Annotated in this window: 21 protein-coding genes; 16 read left to right on the top strand and 5 right to left on the bottom strand. The window is 69.4% G+C overall.

Going from position 1 to position 21,025, the window contains the following annotated elements; all coding sequences use genetic code 11:
- The first annotated feature begins 15 nt into the window (after positions 1 to 15).
- On the top strand, positions 16 to 1,356 hold the full coding sequence (locus ACFC14_RS08660) for a phenylacetate--CoA ligase family protein (protein WP_376103043.1): 1,341 nt from the start codon (positions 16 to 18) through the stop codon (positions 1,354 to 1,356).
- Between the two features lie 45 nt (positions 1,357 to 1,401).
- Here the strand turns inward: ACFC14_RS08660 and ACFC14_RS08655 are convergent, their stop codons facing one another.
- A complete protein-coding gene (locus ACFC14_RS08655; RefSeq protein WP_376103040.1) occupies positions 1,402 to 2,424 on the bottom strand; it encodes a glycosyltransferase family 4 protein in 1,023 nt (340 codons plus the stop codon).
- A gap of 216 nt (positions 2,425 to 2,640) precedes the next feature.
- On the opposite strand from ACFC14_RS08655, the gene rfbA reads away from it, so the two are divergent.
- Genes rfbA through ACFC14_RS08640 form a run of 3 tightly spaced genes read left to right on the top strand, consistent with a single transcriptional unit; the run spans position 2,641 to position 5,923 of the window.
- Positions 2,641 to 3,513, top strand: a complete 873-nt coding sequence (gene rfbA / locus ACFC14_RS08650) for a glucose-1-phosphate thymidylyltransferase RfbA (RefSeq protein ID WP_376103037.1) — start codon at positions 2,641 to 2,643, stop codon at positions 3,511 to 3,513.
- Positions 3,510 to 4,508 (top strand): dTDP-glucose 4,6-dehydratase, encoded by a 999-nt coding sequence (gene rfbB, locus ACFC14_RS08645; RefSeq protein ID WP_136040989.1) that lies wholly within the window; start codon positions 3,510 to 3,512, stop codon positions 4,506 to 4,508. The genes rfbA and rfbB overlap by 4 nt, the downstream gene beginning before the upstream one ends.
- Positions 4,508 to 5,923, top strand: coding sequence for a sugar nucleotide-binding protein (locus tag ACFC14_RS08640; protein ID WP_376103034.1), 1,416 nt, complete (start codon positions 4,508 to 4,510; stop codon positions 5,921 to 5,923). Before rfbB ends, ACFC14_RS08640 begins: the two co-directional genes overlap by 1 nt.
- Here ACFC14_RS08640 and ACFC14_RS08635 read toward each other — a convergent pair.
- Positions 5,920 to 7,140: a glycosyltransferase gene (locus ACFC14_RS08635; protein WP_376103032.1), complete on the bottom strand. Its 1,221-nt coding sequence runs from the start codon at positions 7,138 to 7,140 to the stop codon at positions 5,920 to 5,922. The two genes, ACFC14_RS08640 and ACFC14_RS08635, sit on opposite strands and share 4 nt — an antisense overlap.
- Before the next feature lie 120 nt (positions 7,141 to 7,260).
- Here ACFC14_RS08635 and ACFC14_RS08630 point away from each other — a divergent pair, with 120 nt between their 5' ends.
- Positions 7,261 to 7,716 (top strand): adenylyltransferase/cytidyltransferase family protein, encoded by a 456-nt coding sequence (locus tag ACFC14_RS08630; RefSeq protein WP_376103029.1) that lies wholly within the window; start codon positions 7,261 to 7,263, stop codon positions 7,714 to 7,716.
- Positions 7,717 to 7,740: 24 nt separating this feature from the next.
- Here the strand turns inward: ACFC14_RS08630 and ACFC14_RS08625 are convergent, their stop codons facing one another.
- Complete coding sequence (locus ACFC14_RS08625) at positions 7,741 to 8,133, bottom strand: SIP domain-containing protein (RefSeq protein ID WP_376103026.1); 393 nt, start codon at positions 8,131 to 8,133, stop codon at positions 7,741 to 7,743.
- A gap of 129 nt (positions 8,134 to 8,262) precedes the next feature.
- Here ACFC14_RS08625 and ACFC14_RS08620 point away from each other — a divergent pair, with 129 nt between their 5' ends.
- From ACFC14_RS08620 to ACFC14_RS08595, 6 genes are all read left to right on the top strand, one after another.
- A complete protein-coding gene (locus tag ACFC14_RS08620) occupies positions 8,263 to 8,763 on the top strand; it encodes a hypothetical protein (protein WP_376103023.1) in 501 nt (166 codons plus the stop codon).
- On the top strand, positions 8,760 to 9,737 hold the full coding sequence (locus ACFC14_RS08615; RefSeq protein WP_376103020.1) for a cation transporter: 978 nt from the start codon (positions 8,760 to 8,762) through the stop codon (positions 9,735 to 9,737). The genes ACFC14_RS08620 and ACFC14_RS08615 overlap by 4 nt, the downstream gene beginning before the upstream one ends.
- Entirely contained in the window at positions 9,734 to 10,630 is an 897-nt protein-coding gene (locus tag ACFC14_RS08610; RefSeq protein WP_376103017.1) for an alpha/beta fold hydrolase, read from the top strand. The genes ACFC14_RS08615 and ACFC14_RS08610 overlap by 4 nt, the downstream gene beginning before the upstream one ends.
- Positions 10,631 to 10,697: 67 nt before the next feature.
- Entirely contained in the window at positions 10,698 to 10,961 is a 264-nt protein-coding gene (locus tag ACFC14_RS08605) for a glutaredoxin family protein (RefSeq protein WP_376103014.1), read from the top strand.
- Between the two features lie 31 nt (positions 10,962 to 10,992).
- Positions 10,993 to 12,387, top strand: a complete 1,395-nt coding sequence (locus ACFC14_RS08600; RefSeq protein ID WP_376103011.1) for an MFS transporter — start codon at positions 10,993 to 10,995, stop codon at positions 12,385 to 12,387.
- Positions 12,388 to 12,415: 28 nt separating this feature from the next.
- The gene (locus ACFC14_RS08595) at positions 12,416 to 14,227 is read left to right on the top strand and encodes an aldehyde dehydrogenase family protein (protein WP_376103009.1); all 1,812 of its coding nucleotides are present in this window, start codon (positions 12,416 to 12,418) and stop codon (positions 14,225 to 14,227) included.
- A gap of 9 nt (positions 14,228 to 14,236) precedes the next feature.
- On the opposite strand, the gene pip is transcribed toward ACFC14_RS08595, so the two are convergent.
- Together pip and ACFC14_RS08585 are read right to left on the bottom strand one after the other, a co-directional pair.
- Positions 14,237 to 15,214 carry a prolyl aminopeptidase gene (gene pip, locus ACFC14_RS08590; protein WP_376103006.1) on the bottom strand — a complete coding sequence of 326 codons (978 nt, stop codon included), beginning with the start codon at positions 15,212 to 15,214 and terminating at the stop codon, positions 14,237 to 14,239.
- Positions 15,215 to 15,272: 58 nt separating this feature from the next.
- Positions 15,273 to 16,157 (bottom strand): neutral zinc metallopeptidase, encoded by an 885-nt coding sequence (locus tag ACFC14_RS08585; RefSeq protein WP_376103003.1) that lies wholly within the window; start codon positions 16,155 to 16,157, stop codon positions 15,273 to 15,275.
- 51 nt (positions 16,158 to 16,208) lie between these two features.
- Between ACFC14_RS08585 and ACFC14_RS08580 the strand changes: the two genes are divergently transcribed.
- The 5 genes from ACFC14_RS08580 to ACFC14_RS08560 all read left to right on the top strand — a co-directional run bounded on the left by ACFC14_RS08580 (position 16,209) and on the right by ACFC14_RS08560 (position 21,023).
- Positions 16,209 to 17,198 carry a malate dehydrogenase gene (locus tag ACFC14_RS08580; RefSeq protein ID WP_376103000.1) on the top strand — a complete coding sequence of 330 codons (990 nt, stop codon included), beginning with the start codon at positions 16,209 to 16,211 and terminating at the stop codon, positions 17,196 to 17,198.
- A gap of 116 nt (positions 17,199 to 17,314) precedes the next feature.
- Positions 17,315 to 19,612, top strand: coding sequence for a hypothetical protein (locus ACFC14_RS08575; RefSeq protein WP_376102997.1), 2,298 nt, complete (start codon positions 17,315 to 17,317; stop codon positions 19,610 to 19,612).
- 2 nt (positions 19,613 to 19,614) lie between these two features.
- Positions 19,615 to 20,211, top strand: coding sequence for a hypothetical protein (locus ACFC14_RS08570; protein WP_376102994.1), 597 nt, complete (start codon positions 19,615 to 19,617; stop codon positions 20,209 to 20,211).
- Complete coding sequence (locus ACFC14_RS08565; RefSeq protein WP_376102991.1) at positions 20,211 to 20,492, top strand: hypothetical protein; 282 nt, start codon at positions 20,211 to 20,213, stop codon at positions 20,490 to 20,492. The genes ACFC14_RS08570 and ACFC14_RS08565 overlap by 1 nt, the downstream gene beginning before the upstream one ends.
- 54 nt (positions 20,493 to 20,546) lie before the next feature.
- Positions 20,547 to 21,023: a recombinase family protein gene (locus ACFC14_RS08560; RefSeq protein ID WP_376102988.1), complete on the top strand. Its 477-nt coding sequence runs from the start codon at positions 20,547 to 20,549 to the stop codon at positions 21,021 to 21,023.
- Positions 21,024 to 21,025: the final 2 nt, after the last annotated feature.

Raw genomic sequence — 21,025 nt, 5'->3', positions numbered from 1 at the left:
CGAGAGGCTGTATTGATGTCCACACCGATGAGACGCGCGTTCTTCCGCGCGAAAGCAGCGACCGTGCGCGCGAAAGCGGGTTCGTTCCACCGCGAGCTCCTGGCGAACGAGCGCCTCGCGCCGGACGAGTTCACTCAGATGCAGAACCGGCTCGCCCGCGACATCGCGGCGTTCGCCATGAAGTCCTCGCCGTTCTACGGCCGGCATTACGGCGAGCTCGGCATCCGCCCGAACTCCCTGATCGATCCGGAGGCGTGGGCGGCGCTGCCGATCCTCGATCGCGCCACGGTGAAACAGCACGCGGCGGAGTTCCGCACCGCAGAGGCGACGGACGCCAACGCTCGTCCCGCGCTGACCGGGGGGAGCACCGGGGAGCCGCTGGCCACGTTCCACGACGCCCGGGTGCCGTCACTCGCGCTGAGCTGGCGGATGTACTCCTGGTGGGGAGTGGAGCCGTCCGACGACCTCGCCCGTGTGGGTCGTTGGAACTTCGGCCGCCTGGCGACCCTCAAGAACGACGTGGCCTGGTGGCCGACCAAGCAGGTCTACCTCGACGCCGGTCTCATCTCGGCGCAGACCATGGAGACGTTCCATCGCCAGCTCACGGCGACCCGACCGCGCCTGATCGAGGGCTACGTGGGAGCGATGCTGGAGTTCGCCGACTTCCTGGAACGCCGAAAGCTGACCGTCCCCGCACCGACGGCGATCGCGACGACGGCTGCGCCGCTCACGGCATCCGTCCGCGCTCGTCTCGAGTCCGTCTTCGGCGCTCCCGTCTACGACGAGTACCGCGGTTCCGAGTTCGGCTGGATCGCCGGCGAGTGCGGCCACCGCGACGGGCTCCACGTGTTCGCGGATGTCCGACGCGTCGAGGTGGTGGATGAAGACGGCGCTCCCGCGGCCCCGGGCCAGCTCGGCGACCTCGTCATCACGGACCTTCGCAATCGCGTGTTCCCCATGATCCGATATCGCACGGGCGACAAGGGCATCCTGCGCGGGGAACCCTGCCGCTGCGGCCGCGCCCTTCCGCTCATGGAACAGCCGCAGGGCCGGACGACGGACCTGATCCGTCTGCCCAGCGGGACCGTGCTCGCGCATCGCCTCATGGGGATGTTCGCCGCGCACCCGGAAGCAGTCCGGCTCTTCCAGATCCATCAGCTCTCCGACTATTCGATCATCATCCGCGTCGTCGTCGGCGACGGTGCGCAGGCGCGGGATCAGATCGAGAGCGCGGTCACCTCCCTGCGCGAGCGGATCGCCGACGAGGTGCCGGTGACCGTCGAGTACGTCGACGCGCTGCCATACACGGGCGGCAAGACGAAGTACGTCATCAGCGACGTGCCGACCACGACGTGACACCGGCGGTGGTCGCGCCCGGGCCTCGGTGCGTGACCGCCGCCGTCATGCCCGGGACAGCAGCCCCTGCACGAGAGCTGCGACCATGATCTGCGTCGTGAAGTTGCGCTCCACCTCGATCCGGCCGTTCCGCCCGAGTTCGGCCGCACGTCCCGGGTCATCGAGCAGTCGCAGCACGGCGCCCGCGAGTGCCTCCGCGTCTCCGGGCGGCACGAGGTGTCCGGTCCGGCCCTCGCTCACGTACTGCGCCATGCCGGGCGTGTCCGAGACCACGACCGGGCGGGCGGTCGCGAGTGCTTCCAGGGCCACCGTCATCCCCGAGGCGTGCAGGTTCGGTCTGGTCGGGACCACGATGACGCTGGCGGTCGCATAGAGATCTCGAAGCTCCGCATGCGGCATATGCCGGACCACCCGCACCCCCTCGGGCGGCACGAGTTCTGAAGCGGTCTGCACCACGACCTCCGTGTCCGGCCGCGCGGCCAGCACCCGCGCGAGCGCCGCGTAGAGCGTCGCCGGATCGCGGTCACGATCGTTGCCGACACTGACGATCCGCGGCTGCGTCGGAGAAGGCCGCGCGCTGAAGAAGTCACTGTCGATGCCGAACGGGATCGGGAAGACCCGCGGACCTCGGGTCCCCAGCAGGTCCCGGAGCGGATCGACCTGTGCTTCGCTGAGCACCCACGCGGACTCCGCACCGCTCAGCATCGAGAGCAGGCGCGGCGGTGTGGACCCGGCCCGCGCCATGTCGGTGAGCCAGATCACGCCGGTGGCGAATCGCGCGCGGGGACGCAGGACCTGCAGGCGATATGCGGTGTTCTCGTCCCAGGACACCGCCAGGCCCGCGACGGGACGGGGCCCGATGCCCAGCCGCGCTCGCACGCGGGGAACTCGACCGGGCGGCGGGAGATCGATCACCTGCACGGCCGCATGATCACGCAGCGCGTCCAGTCCGTACGGCCACACGCTCGGCACCTCGCCCCTGGCATGGCTCTGCGCCCAAGCCGGCGCCGACTGTTCGGCGCGATGAGCCCAGGTGAGAGACAGCGAGGCCCCATCCTCGGATTCCACGAGCCAACTATGGACCCCCGGCTCGATTCCTGACAAGTGTCGATTTCCGCCGGGCAGCTGCTCGGCTCAGACCCCGGCCGTCACAGCATCCGCCCACCACGCGGCGATGCGACCCGCTAGAGTCGAGCGTACGACTGTGGGGGTCGTCGGACGGCAGGGGATGGCCGTCCCTTCTGTGACGCCACCATGGACATCGACGTTTTCACGAGGGGGATCATGAAGGGCATCATTCTGGCGGGCGGTTCGGGCACGCGACTGCATCCGATCACGCTGGGGGTCTCGAAGCAGCTGATCCCGGTCTATGACAAGCCGATGGTCTACTACCCGCTGTCGACGCTGATGCTGGCCGGGATCCGCGACATCCTCGTCATCACCACCCCGCACGACGCCGCCCACTTCGAGAGACTCCTCGGAGACGGTTCGCAGTTCGGGATCTCGCTGACGTTCGCGCAGCAGGAGTCGCCGGACGGACTCGCGCAGGCGTTCACGATCGGTGCGGACTTCATCGGCGACGACAGCGTGGCGCTCGTGCTCGGCGACAACCTGCTCTACGGCCCGGGCCTCGGCACGCAGCTCAAGCGCTTCGCCGACATCGACGGCGGCGCGGTCTTCGCCTACTGGGTGGCCGAGCCGGAGGCGTACGGCGTCGTGGCGTTCGACGACGCCGGCCAGGCGATCTCGCTCGAGGAGAAGCCGAAGCATCCGCAGAGCAACTACGCGGTGCCCGGACTGTACTTCTACGACAACGACGTGATCGCGATCGCTCGCGACCTCGCGCCGAGCGCGCGCGGCGAGTACGAGATCACCGACGTCAACCGCGAGTACCTCGAGCGCGGCAAGCTCCAGGTCGAGGTGCTGCCCCGCGGCACCGCCTGGCTCGACACCGGGACGTTCGATCAGATGACGGATGCCGCCGACTACGTGCGCACGATGGAGCGCCGCACCGGCATGAAGATCGGTGTGCCCGAAGAGGTCGCCTGGCGCCAGGGATTCCTCGACGACGACGAGCTGCGGGTACGAGCCGAGGCGCTCGTGAAGTCGGGCTACGGCTCCTACCTGCTCGAACTCCTGGAACGAGGAAAGCGATGACCCGGCTGCTCGTGACCGGCGGCGCCGGTTTCATCGGATCGAACTTCGTGCACCATGTCGTGGCGCACACCGACGCGCACGTGACCGTCCTCGACAAGCTGACCTACGCGGGCAACCGCGCGTCGCTCGCCGGGCTCCCCGCCGACCGGGTCGAACTCGTCGAGGGCGACATCGCCGATGCCGAGCTCGTCGACGCGCTCTTCGCGAAGACCGACGCGGTCGTGCACTACGCGGCGGAGTCGCACAACGACAACTCGCTGCACGACCCGCGGCCCTTCCTCGACACCAACATCATCGGCACGTACACGCTGCTCGAGGCCGCGCGCCGGCACGAGCGCCGCTTCCACCACATCTCGACCGACGAGGTGTACGGCGATCTGGAGCTCGACGACCCGCAGCGCTTCACCGAGAACACCCCGTACAACCCCTCGTCGCCGTACTCGTCGACGAAGGCGGGCAGCGACCTGCTGGTGCGCGCCTGGGTGCGGTCGTTCGGAGTGCAGGCGACGATCTCGAACTGCTCGAACAACTACGGCCCCTACCAGCACGTCGAGAAGTTCATCCCGCGTCAGATCACCAACGTGCTCCGCGGCATCCGCCCGAAGCTCTACGGCGCAGGCCAGAACGTGCGCGACTGGATCCACGCCGACGATCACTCCTCCGCCGTGCTCACGATCCTCGACAAGGGCGAGATCGGCGAGACGTACCTGATCGGCGCCGACGGCGAGAAGGACAACAAGTCGGTCGTCGAGCTCATCCTCACGCAGATGGGGCAGCCGGCGGACGCCTACGACCACGTGACCGATCGCGCCGGTCACGACCTGCGCTACGCGATCGACTCCACGAAACTCCGCACCGAGCTGGGCTGGGCGCCGCAGTTCTCCGACTTCGAGTCGGGCCTCGCCTCGACGATCGACTGGTACCGGGAGAACGAGGACTGGTGGGCGCCGGCGAAGGACGCCACCGAGTCGTTCTACGCGGCGAAGGGTCAGTGATGACGGAGTTCGGCAAGGCGCTCACGGTCACCGAGACGCCGATCCCCGGCCTGCTCGTCGTCGACCTGCCCGTGCACGGGGATTCGCGCGGATGGTTCAAGGAGAACTGGCAGCGCGAGAAGATGGTCGCCGCCGGTCTCCCGGACTTCGGCCCGGTGCAGAACAACATCTCCTTCAACGATGCCGTCGGCACCACGCGCGGCATCCATGCGGAGCCCTGGGACAAGTGGGTCTCGGTCGCGACCGGGAAGATCTTCGGCGCGTGGGTCGACCTGCGTGCCGGCGATACGTTCGGCACGCTCTTCACGACGGAGATCGATCCGTCGCGCGCGATCCTGGTGCCCCGCGGCGTCGGCAACTCGTATCAGACCCTCGAGGCGGACACGGCCTACACCTACCTCGTCAACGACCACTGGTCACCCGACGCCGAATACTCGTTCCTGAACCTCGCGGACGAGACCGCGGCGATCGCGTGGCCGATCCCGCTCGCCGACGTCGAGGTCTCGCCCAAAGACCTCGCGCACCCGCGCCTCGCCGACGTGACGCCGATCGGACCGAAGAAGATCCTCGTGCTCGGCGGCGCCGGTCAGCTCGGGCTCGCCCTGCGCGCCGCGCTCGGCGACGTCGAGCACGTGGAGTACACGACGCGGGAGACCCTCGATCTGCGGACCGACGACCTGGCCACGGCGCGGCGCTGGCGCGACTACCGCGCGATCGTCAACGCCGCCGCCTACACAGCGGTCGATCTCGCCGAGACCGACGAAGGGCGTGCTGACGCCTGGTCGTCGAACGTCGGCGGAGTGACCGCGTTGGCGCGCGTCGCCGCCGAGAACGGCATCACCCTCGTGCACGTGTCCAGCGACTACGTGTTCGACGGCATGAAAGCCGGCGCGTACACGGAGACCGACGCGGTGCGCCCGCTCGGGGTCTACGGACAGACGAAGGCCGCGGGCGACGCGGTCGCCGCCACGGTGCCGCGACACTACATCGTCCGCACATCATGGGTCATCGGCGAGGGGCGCAACTTCGTGCGCACGATGGCATCGCTCGCCGAGCGGGGCATCGCTCCTCGGGTCGTCGGCGACCAGATCGGGCGCCTGACCTTCACCGAAGATCTGGCCTCGGCGATCCTGCACCTGCTGTCGACAGCCGCGCCCTACGGCGTCTACAACGTGACCGGTGCGGGAGAGCCGCGGTCGTGGGCCGACATCGCGCGCGCCGTGTACCGCCTGACCGGACATGACCCGTCCGCCGTGACGGATGTGACCACGACGGAGTACTTCGCCGACCAGGCCGGCCCGATCGCCCCGCGCCCGCTCAACAGCGTGCTGGACCTCGACCGCATCCAGGCGACGGGATGGACGCCGCGGGACGCGGACGCCGCCCTCGAGGCGTACCTCGCCGCGAGCAGCTAGAGCTCACCCGGCTTCATCGCCTCGGCATCGATCGCGCGGATGACGCGCAGGGCGGCGGTGTCCGTCGGCGGCTCGGCCCCCGCGGCATCGCCCTTGCGCCGCCGCTGCGGCGCGTAGACGACGAGCGAGTGGAACAGGAACCGGGCGAAGAACGCGACGATCAGCGAGAGCGCCGTCGCGAGCACGCTCGAGATGTGCCAGGACTCGACCATGAGCGCCATCATCGGGATCCGCAGTGCGGCCTCGACGTTGTTGAACGCGAAGGAGCTGGCGAAGCGGATACCGAGAGCGCGGGCATCCGTGCGCATGTCGGCGAACACGAACCGCTCCTGCAGCAGGAAGTTGCCGATGATCGTGACCTCGGCCCCGATGATGGCCGCCCAGACGTACGGCACACCCGCGGCGGTGAGAGCCCACATGATGCCGAGATTCGCGGCCGCGCCGATCACGCCGATGAGCGCGAACAGCGACATCTTCCCGAAGCGCAGGCGGGCGAGGTGCGCGATGAAGGTCGCCCCCTGGCGCAGGCTCGCCTTCGACGTGCCGTGCCGGCGCTCCGCGAACTCCATCGGCACCTCGGCGATGCGCAGATCGTTGCGCGCGAGGATCTCGAGGAGGATCTTGAAGCCCTGCGGCTGGAGCGCCGACAGGTCGAGCTGACGCCGGTCGACGAGGAAGAAGCCGGTCATCGGGTCGGTGCTGCGCGCGAGACGGATGGGGAACATCGCCCTGGTCAGCCAGGTCGCCACGCGGGAGACGCCGAAGCGCACGGCGGTGCCGAGGCCGCTGGTGTCGCCTCCGCCGATGTAGCGGGACGCGGCGACGAGGTCGGCATCACCCTGCGCGAACCGCTCGAGCAGGATCGGAAGGAGTTCGGGCGGATGCTGCAGATCGCCGTCCATGACGATGCAGACATCGGATGCCGCGGCCTCGAGTCCCACGGCCACGGCTCCGCCGAGTCCGCCTCTGTTGTCGGTGCGGTGGATGACCCGCACGGGAATCGGGGCGTCGACCGCGACCCGTTCGACCTCGGCGGCGGTGTCGTCGGCGCTGTCGTCGACGAACAGGACCTCGGCGTCCCATCCGGCGAGCGCGGCGGCGGTGCGGGCGACGAGTTCCGCGACGTTGTCGCGTTCGTTGAACGTCGGCACGATGACCGTGACCGGTGTCCCCACGTCAGCCCCCTGTTCCGCGCACGCACCGCGTGCGGCCTCCATCGTTCCATGGGTTGCTGTGGGGAACGAAACCCAGACCTGCTAGACTGTCGAACCGCGGCTGTGGGAGTCGCGAAGCGGGTGGGGATCCGCTTACTGGGGAATTACTGATCTGGGGAGATCATGGGGACGCGTATCGGCTACGCCGTTGGTGCTTTCGACCTGTTTCACGTCGGGCATCTGAATCTACTTCGTCACGCCAAGCAGCACTGCGACATTCTGATCGCAGGCGTCGTCAGCGACGAGATGCTGCGTCAGGTGAAGGGCATCGAGCCAGTCATCCCGACGGCCGAGCGTGCGGAGATCGTGAAGCACATCTCGTTCGTCGACGACGTCTACGTCGAGACGACGCCGTCGAAGATGGACTCGTGGCGCGACGTGCAGTTCACGCACTTCTTCAAGGGCGATGACTGGCGCGGAACCGACAAGGGGCTGCGCCTGGAGCGCGACTTCGCCGAGGTCGGGGTCGAGGTCGTCTACTTCCCGTACACGGCTCACACGTCGAGCTCGTCGCTGCGCCGTGCGCTCGACGCGATCACCGCCGGCGCGAGCGCGCCAGCCGTCGCCGCAAGTCGCTGACGCCGGGGCCCATCCCCGGATCGCTCAGTTCGCGACGCCGAGCAGGCTGCGCGCCATCCGCGCGACGTGCGGCGGCGTGTGCGGCCCGAGCCAGACCGTCCACTGCGACGGCGGCTCGGAGCAGGTCCACTCGACGCACCAGGCGTGCACGGCGTTGGCCAGCCGCTCACCACGCGTGTGCGCACGGATGCCGTCACCGCGCACCAACCAGCGCACCGACACCCCCTCGGGCACGTCGATGTGACGGAACTGGATGCGCGCCGCGGCTTCGAGGAGGATCACGCCCTGCGCGTCCCACGGCAGTCGCGCTGCGATGCTCGCGATGATGCCGGCATCGGCCGCGTCGCCGGCGATGAGCACGGCACCTTCGATGTCGTCCCAGTCGGGATCCTGCAGGTGCTCGCATGCGCTGCTCATGGCTTCGAGTATAGGTAAGGGTACCCTTACTCACAAGAGGGTGGTCCGTGACCCGCGCGGCTCTAGCGCTCGGCAGAGCCGCTCGTCAACGCCTTTGCGCGACGATGCCGCCCGGAGGACTCTCGGAGCGTGGATCGATCTGAGATGCCGTACCGACGGCGCATTCGACGCCCCGTCTCCGTCCTCGCAGGGATCGCCGTCGTCGCGCTCCTCTCCGGGTGCGGACTCACCGTCCCCACCGACCCCGACGGCACCCTGGACTCCGTGACGGGAGGAGTGCTCCGCGTCGGCACGTCCCCGGATGGCGAGCTGGTGGAGGTGATCGGTGACGACCCCTCCGGCGCGATCGTCGACATCGTGGACCGCTTCGCCGACCGCATCGACGCCGAGACCGACTGGACCGTCGCCTCGGAGGAGACGCTGGTGACGGAACTCGAAGCGGGCAACCTCGACCTCATCGCCGGCGGCATCACCCCCGACACCCCCTGGGTCGACAAGGCCGGCGTCACGCGAGGCTATCGCGGGATCGAGGGCGCCGAGGGTCGCGAACTCGTGATGCTGGTGCCGCTGGGCGAGAACGCATTCCTGTCGGCCCTGGAGACCTTCCTCGACGAGGAGGTCGGCAGATGATCGAGACCCGGCAGTTCGGCCGCACCACCCTGCCCGCCGAGCAGGCGCGCGCAGTTCGTCGCGCGGTCAAGTGGGAGATCTTCACGATCGTGTACACCTCCATCACGATCGCCGTGATCGCCCTCGTGGTCGGTGAGTCGCAAGCCATGCGGACAGCCTGGATCGAGGACATGCTCTCCCTGATCCCGCAGTTCGCCTTCCTGACGGCGCTGATCTTCGTGCGCCGCCGCCCCACGAAGAAGCACCCATACGGCCTGCACCGGGCGATGGGCGTCGGGCATCTCGTGGCCGGAGTGGCGCTGCTCGCCGTGGGGCTGAACCTCGCTGTCGAGGCCGTGACCGGACTGATCGCGGCCGAGCATCCCACGATCGGCACCGTGCAGCTGTTCGGGCAGACGATCTGGCTCGGGTGGCTCATGGTGAGCGTCATGGTCGTCGTGATCATCGGGCCCGTGTTCTTCTACGGCCCCGCGAAATCGAAGCTCGCGCCCGTGCTGCACAACAAGCTGCTGTACGCGGATGCGGACATGGCGAAGGCGGACTGGCAGACCACGGTGGCATCGGTCGTCGGCGTGCTCGGCATCGGCGTCGGCGCGTGGTGGCTGGATGGCGCGGCAGCCCTGTTCATCTCCCTCGGCATCATCTGGGACGGCTTCCGCAACACCAAGACGGCCGTGGTCGACCTCATGGATCAGCGCGCGCGCACCTACGACAGCAAGCACCCGCACCCGCTCGCCGCCGACATCGTGTCGTACCTGCGCAGCCGCCCCTGGGTTGCGCAGGCCGGTGTGCGGATGCGCGATCAGGGTCAGGTCTTCCACATCGAGGCGTTCGTCGTGCCCCATCGGCGAAAGGTGCCACTGGACGACCTCACCGCCGCTGCGGAGGGGATCGCCGACATCGACTGGAAGATGCAGGACGTGGTCGTGATCCCCGTGGAGCACCTGCCCGAAGAAGTGGACAGGGGTCGATGAGGATCCCGAGCCCGGATCAGGAGGACGCGCTCTTCCCGGGCTTCGCCACGACGACGATCACGACGGACGCCGCCGAGATCTTCGTGCGGCACGGGGGCTCCGGCCCGCCGGTGGTGCTGCTGCACGGGCATCCGCGAACCTCCGCCACCTGGCATCGCGTCGCCCCGCTGCTCGTGGATCGCGGCTTCCACGTCATCTGCCCGGACCTTCGCGGCTACGGTCGCTCCCGCGGACCGAAACCCACCGCCGACCACGCCGCGCATTCCAAGCGTGCCGTGGCCGCCGACATCGTCGAGGTCGCACGGCAGCTGGGCCATGACCACTTCCACCTCGCCGGGCATGACAGGGGAAGCTACGTCGCGCTGCGTCTCGCCCTGGATCACCCGCAGGTCGTGGACCGCCTCGCCGTCATGGACTGCATCCCGATCAGCGAACACCTCCGGCGCGCGGACGCGACGTTCGCGATGAGCTGGTGGCACTGGTTCTTCTTCGCCCAACCGGAGATCCCGGAACGCGTGATCGGCGCCGACCCCAGCGCCTGGTATTCACCCAAGGCCGACCCCGCGACCATGGGAGAGGCGAACCATGCCGAACTCATGACGGCGGTGCAGGAGCCGCGCGTCGTCCGCGCGATGCTCGAGGACTACCGCGCCGGCCTCTCCGTCGACCGCGACCACGAGGAAGCCGACCGCACCGCCGGTCGCCGCGTCCAGGCATCCACCCTCGTGCTGTGGTCGAAGCGAGACGACCTCGAAGCCCTCTACGGCGACCCGCTCCAGATCTGGAGCGACTGGGCCACGGAACCCGTCGGATTCGCCATCGACAGCGGACATCACATGGCGGAGGAGGCTGCTCCGGCCGTCGCTGCAGCGCTCGGACGATTCTTCGCCTGAGCCACCGCTCGCAGGACCCCGACCCGCTCTCAGCGCCACCCCATCCCGGCGGCCGTAGGCTGGAAGCATGACTTCTGCTGCCTCCGACACCATCACGATGTTCGGCGCCGACTGGTGCCGCGACTGCATCCGCACCAAGAAGCAGCTCGATGCACTGGGGGTCGAATACACGTACGTCGACCTCGTCGCCGAGCCCGCCGCTGCGGACGTCGCGAAGGAGATCTCGGGTCGCACGAACATCCCCGTCGTCGTGTACCCCGACGCCTCGCACCACGTCGAGCCGTCGAACGCCGACGTCGAGTCGAAGCTGCGCGAGCTCGCACTGATCTGAGCGGTCCTCATCGCGCCGCTACACTGGCGCGATGAGCACTGAGGCTCGGCCCGAACGAGCATCCGTCCGCCTCTCCCCGCGCACGATCGTGCTGTATGCGATCGGGTCGCTGGGGACCGGCGGCTACGCCACCCTGCCCGGGCTGGTGCTGACGTATTTCCTCACCGACAACCTCGGTGTCGCCGCGCTCGCGGCCGGACTCATCGTTACAGCCGCGAAGATCTGGGACGTCCTGATCGACCCTCTGATCGGCGCGGCTTCCGACCGTCAGCTCGCCCGCACCGGATCCCGTCGGGGCTTCATGGTGACCGGCGCTCTGGCCCTCCCCCTGTTCTTCGCGCTCACGTTCGCCGTGCCGCCGTCCTGGGGCCCGGTCGCCGGGGCGATCAGCGTGCTGCTGGCCTTCCTTGCGACCGCGACGGCGTTCAGCCTCTTCCAGGTGCCGTACGTGGCCCTGCCCGCCGAGCTGACCGGCGACTACGACGAGCGCACCCGTCTGCTCGGCTGGCGCGTGGTCGTGCTCACTGCGGCGATCCTGCTGTTCGGTGCCGGCGGCCCCGCGCTGCGCAATGCCGGCGACGACCCCGTGATGGGGTACCTCCTGATGGGCATCGCCTCGGGCATCGTGATCGGGATCGGAATGCTGATCGCCGCCCGGACGGCGTCCATCGCCGCGCGGCGCACCGAGGTGGCACCGGCCGCCGCGATCGCCGGCTCGACGTGGCGCGATCAGTACATGTCGGGTTTCCGGGCGTTGCGCCGCAGCCAGCCGTTCCGCGCCCTGCTGGGCACGTTCGTGCTGCAGGCGCTCGCCACGGGGACGATGCTCGCCGGCGCGCAGTACGTCGCGACGTGGGTGCTGCGCAGCGAGGACGCCGTGACGTTCGTGTTCGTCGCCCTCGTCGGACCCGCGCTCCTCGCGACACCGGCCTGGACCGTCATCGCGAGGCGCGTCGGCAAGGAGCGGGCGTTCGCGATGGCCAGCATCCTGTTCACCGCCGCGGCGGCGACCCTCGTGTTCGCGGTCTGGGCGCCCGGTGCCTGGATCTACGCCTCGGTCGCGGTCGCCGGCATCGCCTACGCCGGGCTCCAGTCGCTGCCCATGGCGATGCTGCCCGACGTGATCTCCCACGACGAGCGCACCACCGGGCCCGGACAGGCCGGCACGTTCACCGGCATCTGGACCGCGGGCGAGACCGTCGGCTTCGCACTCGGCGCCACCGCGGTGTCGCTGACGCTCGCGACGACCGGTTACATCTCGACCGTCGCCGGCACCACGGTCGAGCAGCCGGAGGCCGCGATCACGGGCATCGTGCTCAGCTTCAGCATCCTGCCCGCCGTGCTGATGGCTGCGAGCCTGTTGACGCTCCGGCGCTACCGTCTGCGTCGCGCCGACATCGAGACCGTCGGAACCTCCGACGCCTAAGCTGGGATCCCGTCCGAAGGAGACGCCGATGACTTCTGCGAGCACAGCCCCCGCCCCTGCATCCGCCTCGAAGAGCACGCCGACGAGTCCGCCCGCGTCGCTGAGCGAGGGCGAACGGGAACGCCTCGACACCACGGTCGACGACCTGCAGGCCGGATCTCGAACCTGGTCCGCCCTCACCGTCGCCCAGCGGGTCACCCTGCTGCGCGCGGTGCGCACGAGCGTCGCCGCCACGGCCGAGGACTGGGCGAACACCGCCGCCGCCTCCAAGGGGCTCGACGGGAAGCACCCGTTGCGCGGCGAGGAGTGGTTGAGCGGGCCGTACAGCGTGCTCGGCGCCCTCGACGCCTACATCGAGACGCTCTCCCGCCTGGCGAAGGGGGCGAACCCGCTCGACGGCATCACCATCGACCGCGCCCCGGGCGGGCGCACCCGCGTGCACGCCTTCCCCCTGACCGGCATCGACAAGTTCCTGCTGTCCGGCTTCACCGGCGAGGTCTGGCTCGAGCCCGGCATCACCCCGAACGCCGCGCGCGCCGGTGCCGGCCTCGCGCAGCGCACCCCCACCGAGCCGGGCGGCGTCGGACTCGTGCTCGGTGCGGGCAACGTGACATCTATCCCGGTCCTCGACGTGCTGTACGAACTGCTCGCCCACAACCGCACCGCCCTGCTGAAGGTGAACCCCACGCAGGACGCCCTGGTCCCGGTGTACAAGCGCGCGCTGGCACCCCTCATCGAGCCGGGACTGCTGCGCATCGTCCGCGGCGGCCCGGCGGTCGGCGCGTACCTCACCGCCCATCCCGGGCTCGTGCACGTGCACATCACCGGCTCGGCCGCGACGTTCGACACGATCGTCTGGGGGCCGTCGAAGGGCGATGGAGCTGCCGCGACGAAGCGCCGCCGCCGCGAGAACCGCCCACAGCTGAAGAAGCCGATCACGGCGGAGCTCGGCGGCGTCTCCCCCATCATCGTGGTGCCGGGCGCCTGGACGGATGCCGACCTCACCTACCAGGCCGAGCACATCGCGACCATGCGCCTGCAGAACTCCGGCCACAACTGCATCGCCGGGCAGGTCGTCATCATGTCGTCCGACTGGGATCAGGCCGACGCGTTCCGCGCCGCGCTGCGCCGTGCGTACGCCAATGCCCCCGAGCGCCCCATCTGGTACCCCGGCTCACCCTCGCGGATGGACCTCGCGACCGACGCCTACCCCGACGCGCTCGTGCTGGGCGACCGGGTGCTCGTCGAGATCGACGCCGATGACGATGCCTCCGCGCTCGAGACGACCGAGTACTTCGCGCCGGTGCTGGGCGTGGTCACGGTCCCTGGGACGGGCCAGGAGTTCCTGGACGCCGCCGTCGCCCACGCGAACGACAAGCTCCAGGGCACACTCGGCGCGAACCTGCTGATCGATCCGGCGACCGAGAAGTCACTCGGCGCCGGCTTCGAGCGCGCGATCACGGCTCTGCACTACGGCTCGATCGCGATCAACGGATGGACCGCATTCGGCTTCATCACCCCGACCCTCACCTGGGGCGCCTTCCCGGGCGGCACCATCGACGACGTCGGCAGCGGCATCGGCGTGGTGCACAACGCGCTCTTGCTCGACGGGGTGGAGCGCTCCGTGCTCCGCGGACCCTTCCGCCCGTTCCCGAGGTGGATCGCTGGGTCCCTGAGCTTGTCGAAGGGCGGCGGCGGACGCCTCACGATCCTGCCGAAGCCGCCGTGGTTCGTCTCGGCCCGCACGGGAGCGGCCGTGAGTGAGGGGCTGACCCGCCACCGTGCGAACGGCGGCGTCGTGGGACTCCTGAAGACGCTGACGAAGGCACTGCAGGCCTGAGGCCGAGACTCAACGGGCGGCGCGGGCGAAGCGGTCGGTCGCGGCGCGCAGCGCCTTCTGGGTGCCGGGCTCGGTGGCCGCGTGACCCGCATCGTCGACCACGACGAACTCGGCCTCCGGCCAAGCGCGGTGCAGGTCCCACGCGGTCATCATCGGCGTCGCGACATCGTGCCGCCCCTGCACGATGACGGTCGGGATGTGGCGGATGACGTCGACCCCGGCGATCAACTGCCCCTCTTCCCACCAACCGCGGTGGACGAAGAAATGGTTCTCGATGCGGGCGAATGCGGTCGCCTTCTCGGGGTCGGACATCGCCGCGATCTGCGCGGCATCCGGTATCAGCGTCACCGTCGCCGCCTCCCAGGTCGACCAGGCGATGGCAGCCGGTACGTGCACGGCGGGATCCGGGTCGAACAGGCGCCGGTGGTACGCCTCGATCATGTGCGAGCGCTCGAGCACCGGGATCGGCGCGAGGAAACTCTCCCAGAGATCGGGGAACAGCGCGGCCGCACCACCCTCGTAGAACCACTCGAGCTCGGCGCGGCGCAGCGTGAAGATCCCGCGGAGCACGAGCTCGGTCACGGCATCCGGGTGCGCCTGCGCATATGCCAGCGCGAGGGCGCTCCCCCACGACCCGCCGAACACCTGCCAGCTGTCGATGCCGAGGTTCTTGCGCAGCAGCTCGATGTCGGCGATCAGGTGTGCGGTCGTGATGTACCGGAAGTCGGCGTCCGGGGCACTCGCGTGCGGCGTGCTGCGTCCGCAGCCGCGCTGGTCGAACAGCACGATGCGATAGACCTCGGGGTCGAAGAACCGGCGCTGCCACGGTGAGGTGCCGCTGCCGGGCCCGCCGTGCAGGAACACCACCGGCTTGCCCTCGGGGTTGCCGCTGACCTCCCAGTAGACGCGGTGGCCGTCGCCGACGAGCAGTTCCCCGGTCTCGTGCGGTTCGATCGGTGGATACAGTGCATCCGTCTTCTTCTTCATCGGTCCCCCAACCGGTCGTGCCGACTTCTTCGTCAACGGTAGCGGTTCGCGCGCTGGGCTACGGATCCAGCCGATCGGCCGGCAGCGTCAGCACCTGCTCGCAGACGCCGAGGCCGTTCTGATACCCCTCGGCGAACCAGCGCTGCCGCTGCTCGCTGGAGCCGTGCGTCCAGCTCTCCGGGTTCGAGAAACCGGACTGCTCCTGGATGTGGTCGTCGCCCACCGCGAACGCCGCGTTCAGCGCATCGACGCGCTGCTTCTCCGTGGTCGGCTGCAGGTACGGGACGCCCTTGCTGTCGGTCTCCTCCGAGATCCGTCCGATCCAGGCACCCGCGTAGCAGTCGGCCTGCAGTTCCGTGCGGACGCCGTTGCTTCCGGGACCGGTGCCGTTGTTCGGGTAGTCGTCCATGACCCCGGTGATCCACTGGATGTGGTGGCCCCACTCGTGCCCGACGATGTAGAGCTGGGCGAGTTCGCCGGCGGATGCGCCGAACTGCTCCTGCATCAGCTGGAAAAAAGTCGGGTCGATGTAGACCGTCTCGTCGCCCGGGCAGAAGAACGGCCCGACCGCGTTGGATGCCGTGCCGCAAGCGGTGTTCGTCGCACCGTCGACCACGATGAATCCGGGCTTGCGGTACCCCTCGACCTCGTCGGCCCAGAACTCGTCGAGCACGAGCTGCGCACCCGCCATGCGGCAGTCGACGTCGGCGTTCGCCTGCGCGCCGGTGTCGCAGTTCTCGATGACCGATCCTCCGGCCGGCTCGTCGCCTCCGCTCGGTGCCCCGCCGCCGATCAGCCCGGTCAGATCGATGCCGAGCAGCGGTCCGGCGATGAGCGCGATGATGCCGAGCACGCCCACGCCCACGCCGCCCGCGATGGCTCCGTTGCGGCCGCGGCGACGCGTGGTGTTGCCCGAGATGTCGGCGTCGGGATTGAAGGTCATGCGTCGAGGGTACTCCGCGCGGAGCTCGCCGAACGGTCGTAGGCTCGGAGCATGACGACCACGATCACCATCACCGGCGCGGGCGGACAGATCGGCTACGCACTGCTGTTCCGCATCGCGGCGGGCGACCTGCTCGGACCGGATGAGAAGGTGCGGCTGCGGCTGCTGGAGATCCCGCAGGGACTCGGCGCCGCGGAGGGTGCGGCGCTCGAGCTGCAGGACGGCGCGTTCGGGCTGCTCGAGCACGTCGAGGTGACGGATGACGCCGCCGTGGGCTTCGACGGAACCGACCTCGCGCTGCTCGTGGGCGCCCGCCCGCGCGGCCCCGGCATGGAGCGCGCCGACCTGCTCGCGGCCAACGCCGGCATCTTCGGCCCGCAGGGCGCGGCCATCGCGGCGAACGCGGCATCCGGCGTGCGCGTCACGGTCGTCGGCAACCCGGCCAACACCAACGCTCTGATCGCGTCCGCGGCAGCCGACGGCGTGCCCGCCGAGAGGTTCACCGCCCTGACCCGGCTCGACGAGAACCGGGCTCGTGCCCAGCTGGCGCAGACGCTCGGCGTTCCCGTGCACACCGTGCGCCGGGTGCCCATCTGGGGGAACCACTCGGCCACGCAGTTCCCCGACATCTCGCACGCGACCGTCGGCGGGAAGCCGGTCGGCGAAGCACTCGAGCAGATCGTCGGCGACGTGCCCGCCTGGCTCGAGACGACCTTCATTCCGCGGGTCGCCAAGCGCGGGGCCGAGATCATCGAGGTGCGCGGATCGTCGTCGGTGGCCTCTGCGGCGAGCGCGACGATCGACCACGTGCGCGACTGGGTGCAGGGCTCGGACGACTGGACGTCAGCCGGCGTCGTCTCGCACGGCGAGTACGGGGTGCCTGAGGGCCTCATCTCGTCGTTCCCCGTGCGCTCCGTGGACGGCGAGTGGCGGATCGTCGAAGGCCTCGAGTTGAGCGACTGGGCCCGCGCCCGCGTCGACGCCTCGGTGGCTGAGCTGGTCGACGAACGCGAAGCCGTGCGCGCCCTCGGCATGCTGTGATCGCCTGACCGCGCACGAGCGGTCGAGCGCATGGGGAGTTCTGCCCATCGCCGGTCTTCGTCACCCCCGCTAGATTTGCTGGGGGACGGGAACACCGTCGAGGAGGGGCGCACGACATGACTCAGTGGGACGAACTGCATCCAGGCCGGGGGAACACCGGAGCGGTCGCCGACGCCGCGACGCGCGTCAGCAACCGGAGCACCGGCACCGAGACCGTGCGCACGGCTCTGTCGAACGCGGCCACCGGCACCACCGAGGAGATCTGGGCGGGCGACGCGGGTGCCGCGTTCCGCACCTCGCTGGCGAAGCCGCAGACCCTGTGCGATGAGCTCAAGACCGAGTTCGCCGCCGTGCAGGCCGCCCTCTCCGCCTACGCCACCGAGGTCGACCGCATCCGCGTCGCCACCACGGCGGCTCACCAGGCATACGCCACCGGCTACGCCACCTGGAAGGCCGCGGAGCAGGAGGACAGCCCCTTCCTGCCGTCGGCCTTCACCCCCAACGCGCCGAACGCCACCCTGGGGTCGAACCTCTGGGTGCCGAGCGGGAACAAGCCCGGCCTGTACGACATGCGGATGGCCGCGCAGCAGCTGCGCACCCTCGCCGACCAGCGCGAGACCGCCGACAGCACGCTCGCCACGGCCCTCCAGCCGCCGGCGTCGGCGCGATGGGACCAGATGCAGTCGGCACTGAGCGCCGCGGGCATCGACGACATCGACGATCTGACCTTCGACAACCTCGGAGACGCGTTCGCGAACCTCGCCGACGAGATCGCCGAGGGCGACGTCACCGACGAGAACGTGCAGGCGATGCAGGACTTCTTCTCGGTCTGGGGCGAAGACACGTTCGTGATGTCGCAGTTCTTCCTCGAGGTCGGCGGCGAGAGCACCGTCTCGATGATCGACAACCTGGGTGACGCGGTCATGACCGACGGCTTCGACCCCGCAGCGGCGCTCGCGCTCGCCACCATGATCCGCGGTGGCCTGTCGACCGGATCCCAGATCTGGATGCCGTCGACCTCCAGCGACTTCGCCGACAGCATGCTCGAAGGCGCGTCGTCGACCGTCGGCGGCGCGGTCGCTGCGATCGGCTTCCTCTTCTCCGACGAGAAGAACAACCCGCTGGGCGTGAACCTCACGGTGGCCATGGCCGACGAGATCGACCGCATCGAGCGCGACCCGATGAGCATGCAGAACGGCGGATGGTTCGACACCTCGCCGAATGCGGGCGGCCGCATCCTCGCGCAGCTCGAGGGTGAGACGACCGGGCTCGACGGCAACCGCGTCGACGACCTCGCCGGCCGTGTCTTCTCGACGCTCGGCACCTACCCCGACGCGGCACTGGACTGGCTCACCTCGACCGAGAACGACCCGTACGGTGACGGCGACGTGGGTCTCGGCGTTGGGCGGGTGGAGTACTGGTTCGGAGAACGCGACTGGAGTGCCGACGGCAGCGGCGACGGGTTCGAGGGGCCGAGCGCTCTGTGGGCCGGGGCGCAGCAGGCCGCAGGTGGCCCGGCCGACGCGACGCACACGTACAACCCGGAGACCTGGGAGCGCGTGGCGACCCTGACGACGCAGGTCGTCACCGCTCTGACGGGCAACGACTCCTTCCTTCCCGAGAACCTGACCAGCATCGGCCAGGTCCGTCTCGCTGAGGGGATCTCTCTCTCGATGCCGTACTTCTCCGAAGCGATAAGCGACAGCAACGCGACCGCAGCCGACGGGCCCTTCTCGATGAACATCATGGTCGGGACGGACGACATCTCCCGCGCGATCCCGAACCTGGAGCCGGATGTGCTCGCCCAACTGCTGGGCACGGCGACGTGGAGCGATGGCGAGACGCCGTCTGCGGGAGCCGCGGTCATGGCGCAATCCGTGGGCCAGTATCAGGACGCGCTCATCGCGATCGCCGACCTGGCCCCCGACGGCAGCGACGTCAAAGCGGATCTGCTGGAGCGCGTGGTCGAGCTGCAGGGTTGGCTCGACGGCTCGCCCGCGGGTTCCGCGCTCGCCGAAGCCAGCCGCCACGATGCGGCCGTGCAGGAGGCGATCGACGGAGTGAGCACCGTCGTCGGCCTGATCCCGATCCCCGCTGTCGGCGACGTGCTCGTCGAGGGCGGCAGCGTCGCCATCGACGTCGTGCAAGATGCTGTGATCGGCGGCGCCTCCGATTGGGCCTCCGGCGGGGCGACGGCCACGTGGGCCAACAACCACGAAGTACTGTTGCAGGAGCAGGAGAACAGCGCCGAAGGGCGAGAAGCCGCCGCCCGCGAGGCATTCAGTCAGATGCTCGAGCAGCTCGGGATGACCGAGGGGCGCACGCCCGCACAGATCGAAGAACTCACCGGAGAGCTTTTCCGGGACTATCAGCGAGGCGTCGAAGCGAACGCGTCGTGGGCAGAAGGACATTGAGAATGCAGCGGAAATACGCGTGGACGGCACTCGTCATCGCAGGCATCGCCCTCGTGGGATGCACTCCTACGCCGGGTGTGGAGGCACCCGAGGTGGCCTGGAAGGACGGCGCTCCCTCTGGGGAGCTCGAAGACAGCCCGTGGGTGCAGGCTGTGCGCGCATCGGACCTTGCGCTGAACACCGCCTGGGTGACGCGCGACTACACCGCGCAGCAGTTGCAATCCACGACGGAGTCGCTCGTCATCGACCGTGTCGCGGCCTCGCAGGTCGGCAGGGCCGGACGCGAGGACTTCGCGACGTTCCCCGGGCCGACCCCGATGATCCCGTTGTCGGTCGATGAAGAGAGCGACACGCAGGCGATCGTTCGGGTCTGCGCGGCAACCAACTGGCAGATCAGCACCGAGCAGCCTGAGATCCCCGCGGACCTCGTGGGAGAGATCAAGGAGTACCGCGTCTATTCCGGTGGCGGTAACCGACGCGCGAGCGGAGCTGCCCCCACTGCCGAGGAGTGCGACCTGACCGATGCGAGCATCGGCCTCTTCGACCCGCAGCCCGACCCGACCGAGACGTATTCTCCCGACGACGTGAAGGTGCCGTGATGACCGATCTCCAGTTCGACTCCGAAGCCGTCGGCGCGACCGGCAGCACCCTCCAGAGCACGGCATGGGGGATGAGCCTCGATGTCGACCTCTCCCTCGCCGGCTGCGGCAGCTCCACGGTCTCGGCCGCTGCCGACACCTGGGCCATGTGGGCCAAGGCATCCTTGCTGCAGCTGCAGAGCATGACCGCCGGCGCCGGCGTCGTCGCCCGCGACTCCGCCACCGCATTCGAGACGCAGGAAGCCGAGATCACGGGCGCGGCGAACAGCACCACCCCCTGACAACGGTCTGCATCCGCACCCGCGACAGGGCAGAATGGAACGCGGAGGTGCGCGATGAGCGAAACGATCGAACCCACGACGACGGCATCCGTTGATGCTGCCCTGACGAGCCCGCTGCACCTTCCGCATGACGCGGCGGTCTGCCCGAAGTGCTTCACGGAGCTGCAGGAGAACCGGAACTTCTGGCTCGCCCGCCCCGACGGCTCACGCCTGGTCGGACTGGTGGTCTCCCGCGACGACATGCCGTCGGTCGTGGAGCAGCGTGCCGACCTCACGCGCTTCGGTGTGCCCATCGAAGGGTTCCGTCACCCCGCACCCGACATCCTGGAGAGCTGGAGCGACCGACTCTCGCGCCTCATCGGCACCCTGCGCCCCGGCGACGTGCTTGTGGTCGTGTCGATCGCCGCGCTCGGGCGCGACAGCGACGAGGGCGCCAGGACGGTCGCGGAGCTTCGCCGCCACGGCATCATCGTGAAGGTGCTCAGTCACAACGCCCGGCACCTCGCCGACGCCGCTGCCGCCACGCACTGAGC

The organism is Microbacterium sp. NPDC055988 (genome assembly GCF_042269505.1).
GTDB lineage: Bacteria > Actinomycetota > Actinomycetes > Actinomycetales > Microbacteriaceae > Microbacterium.
This window is presented reverse-complemented; position numbering and strand designations above follow the sequence as displayed.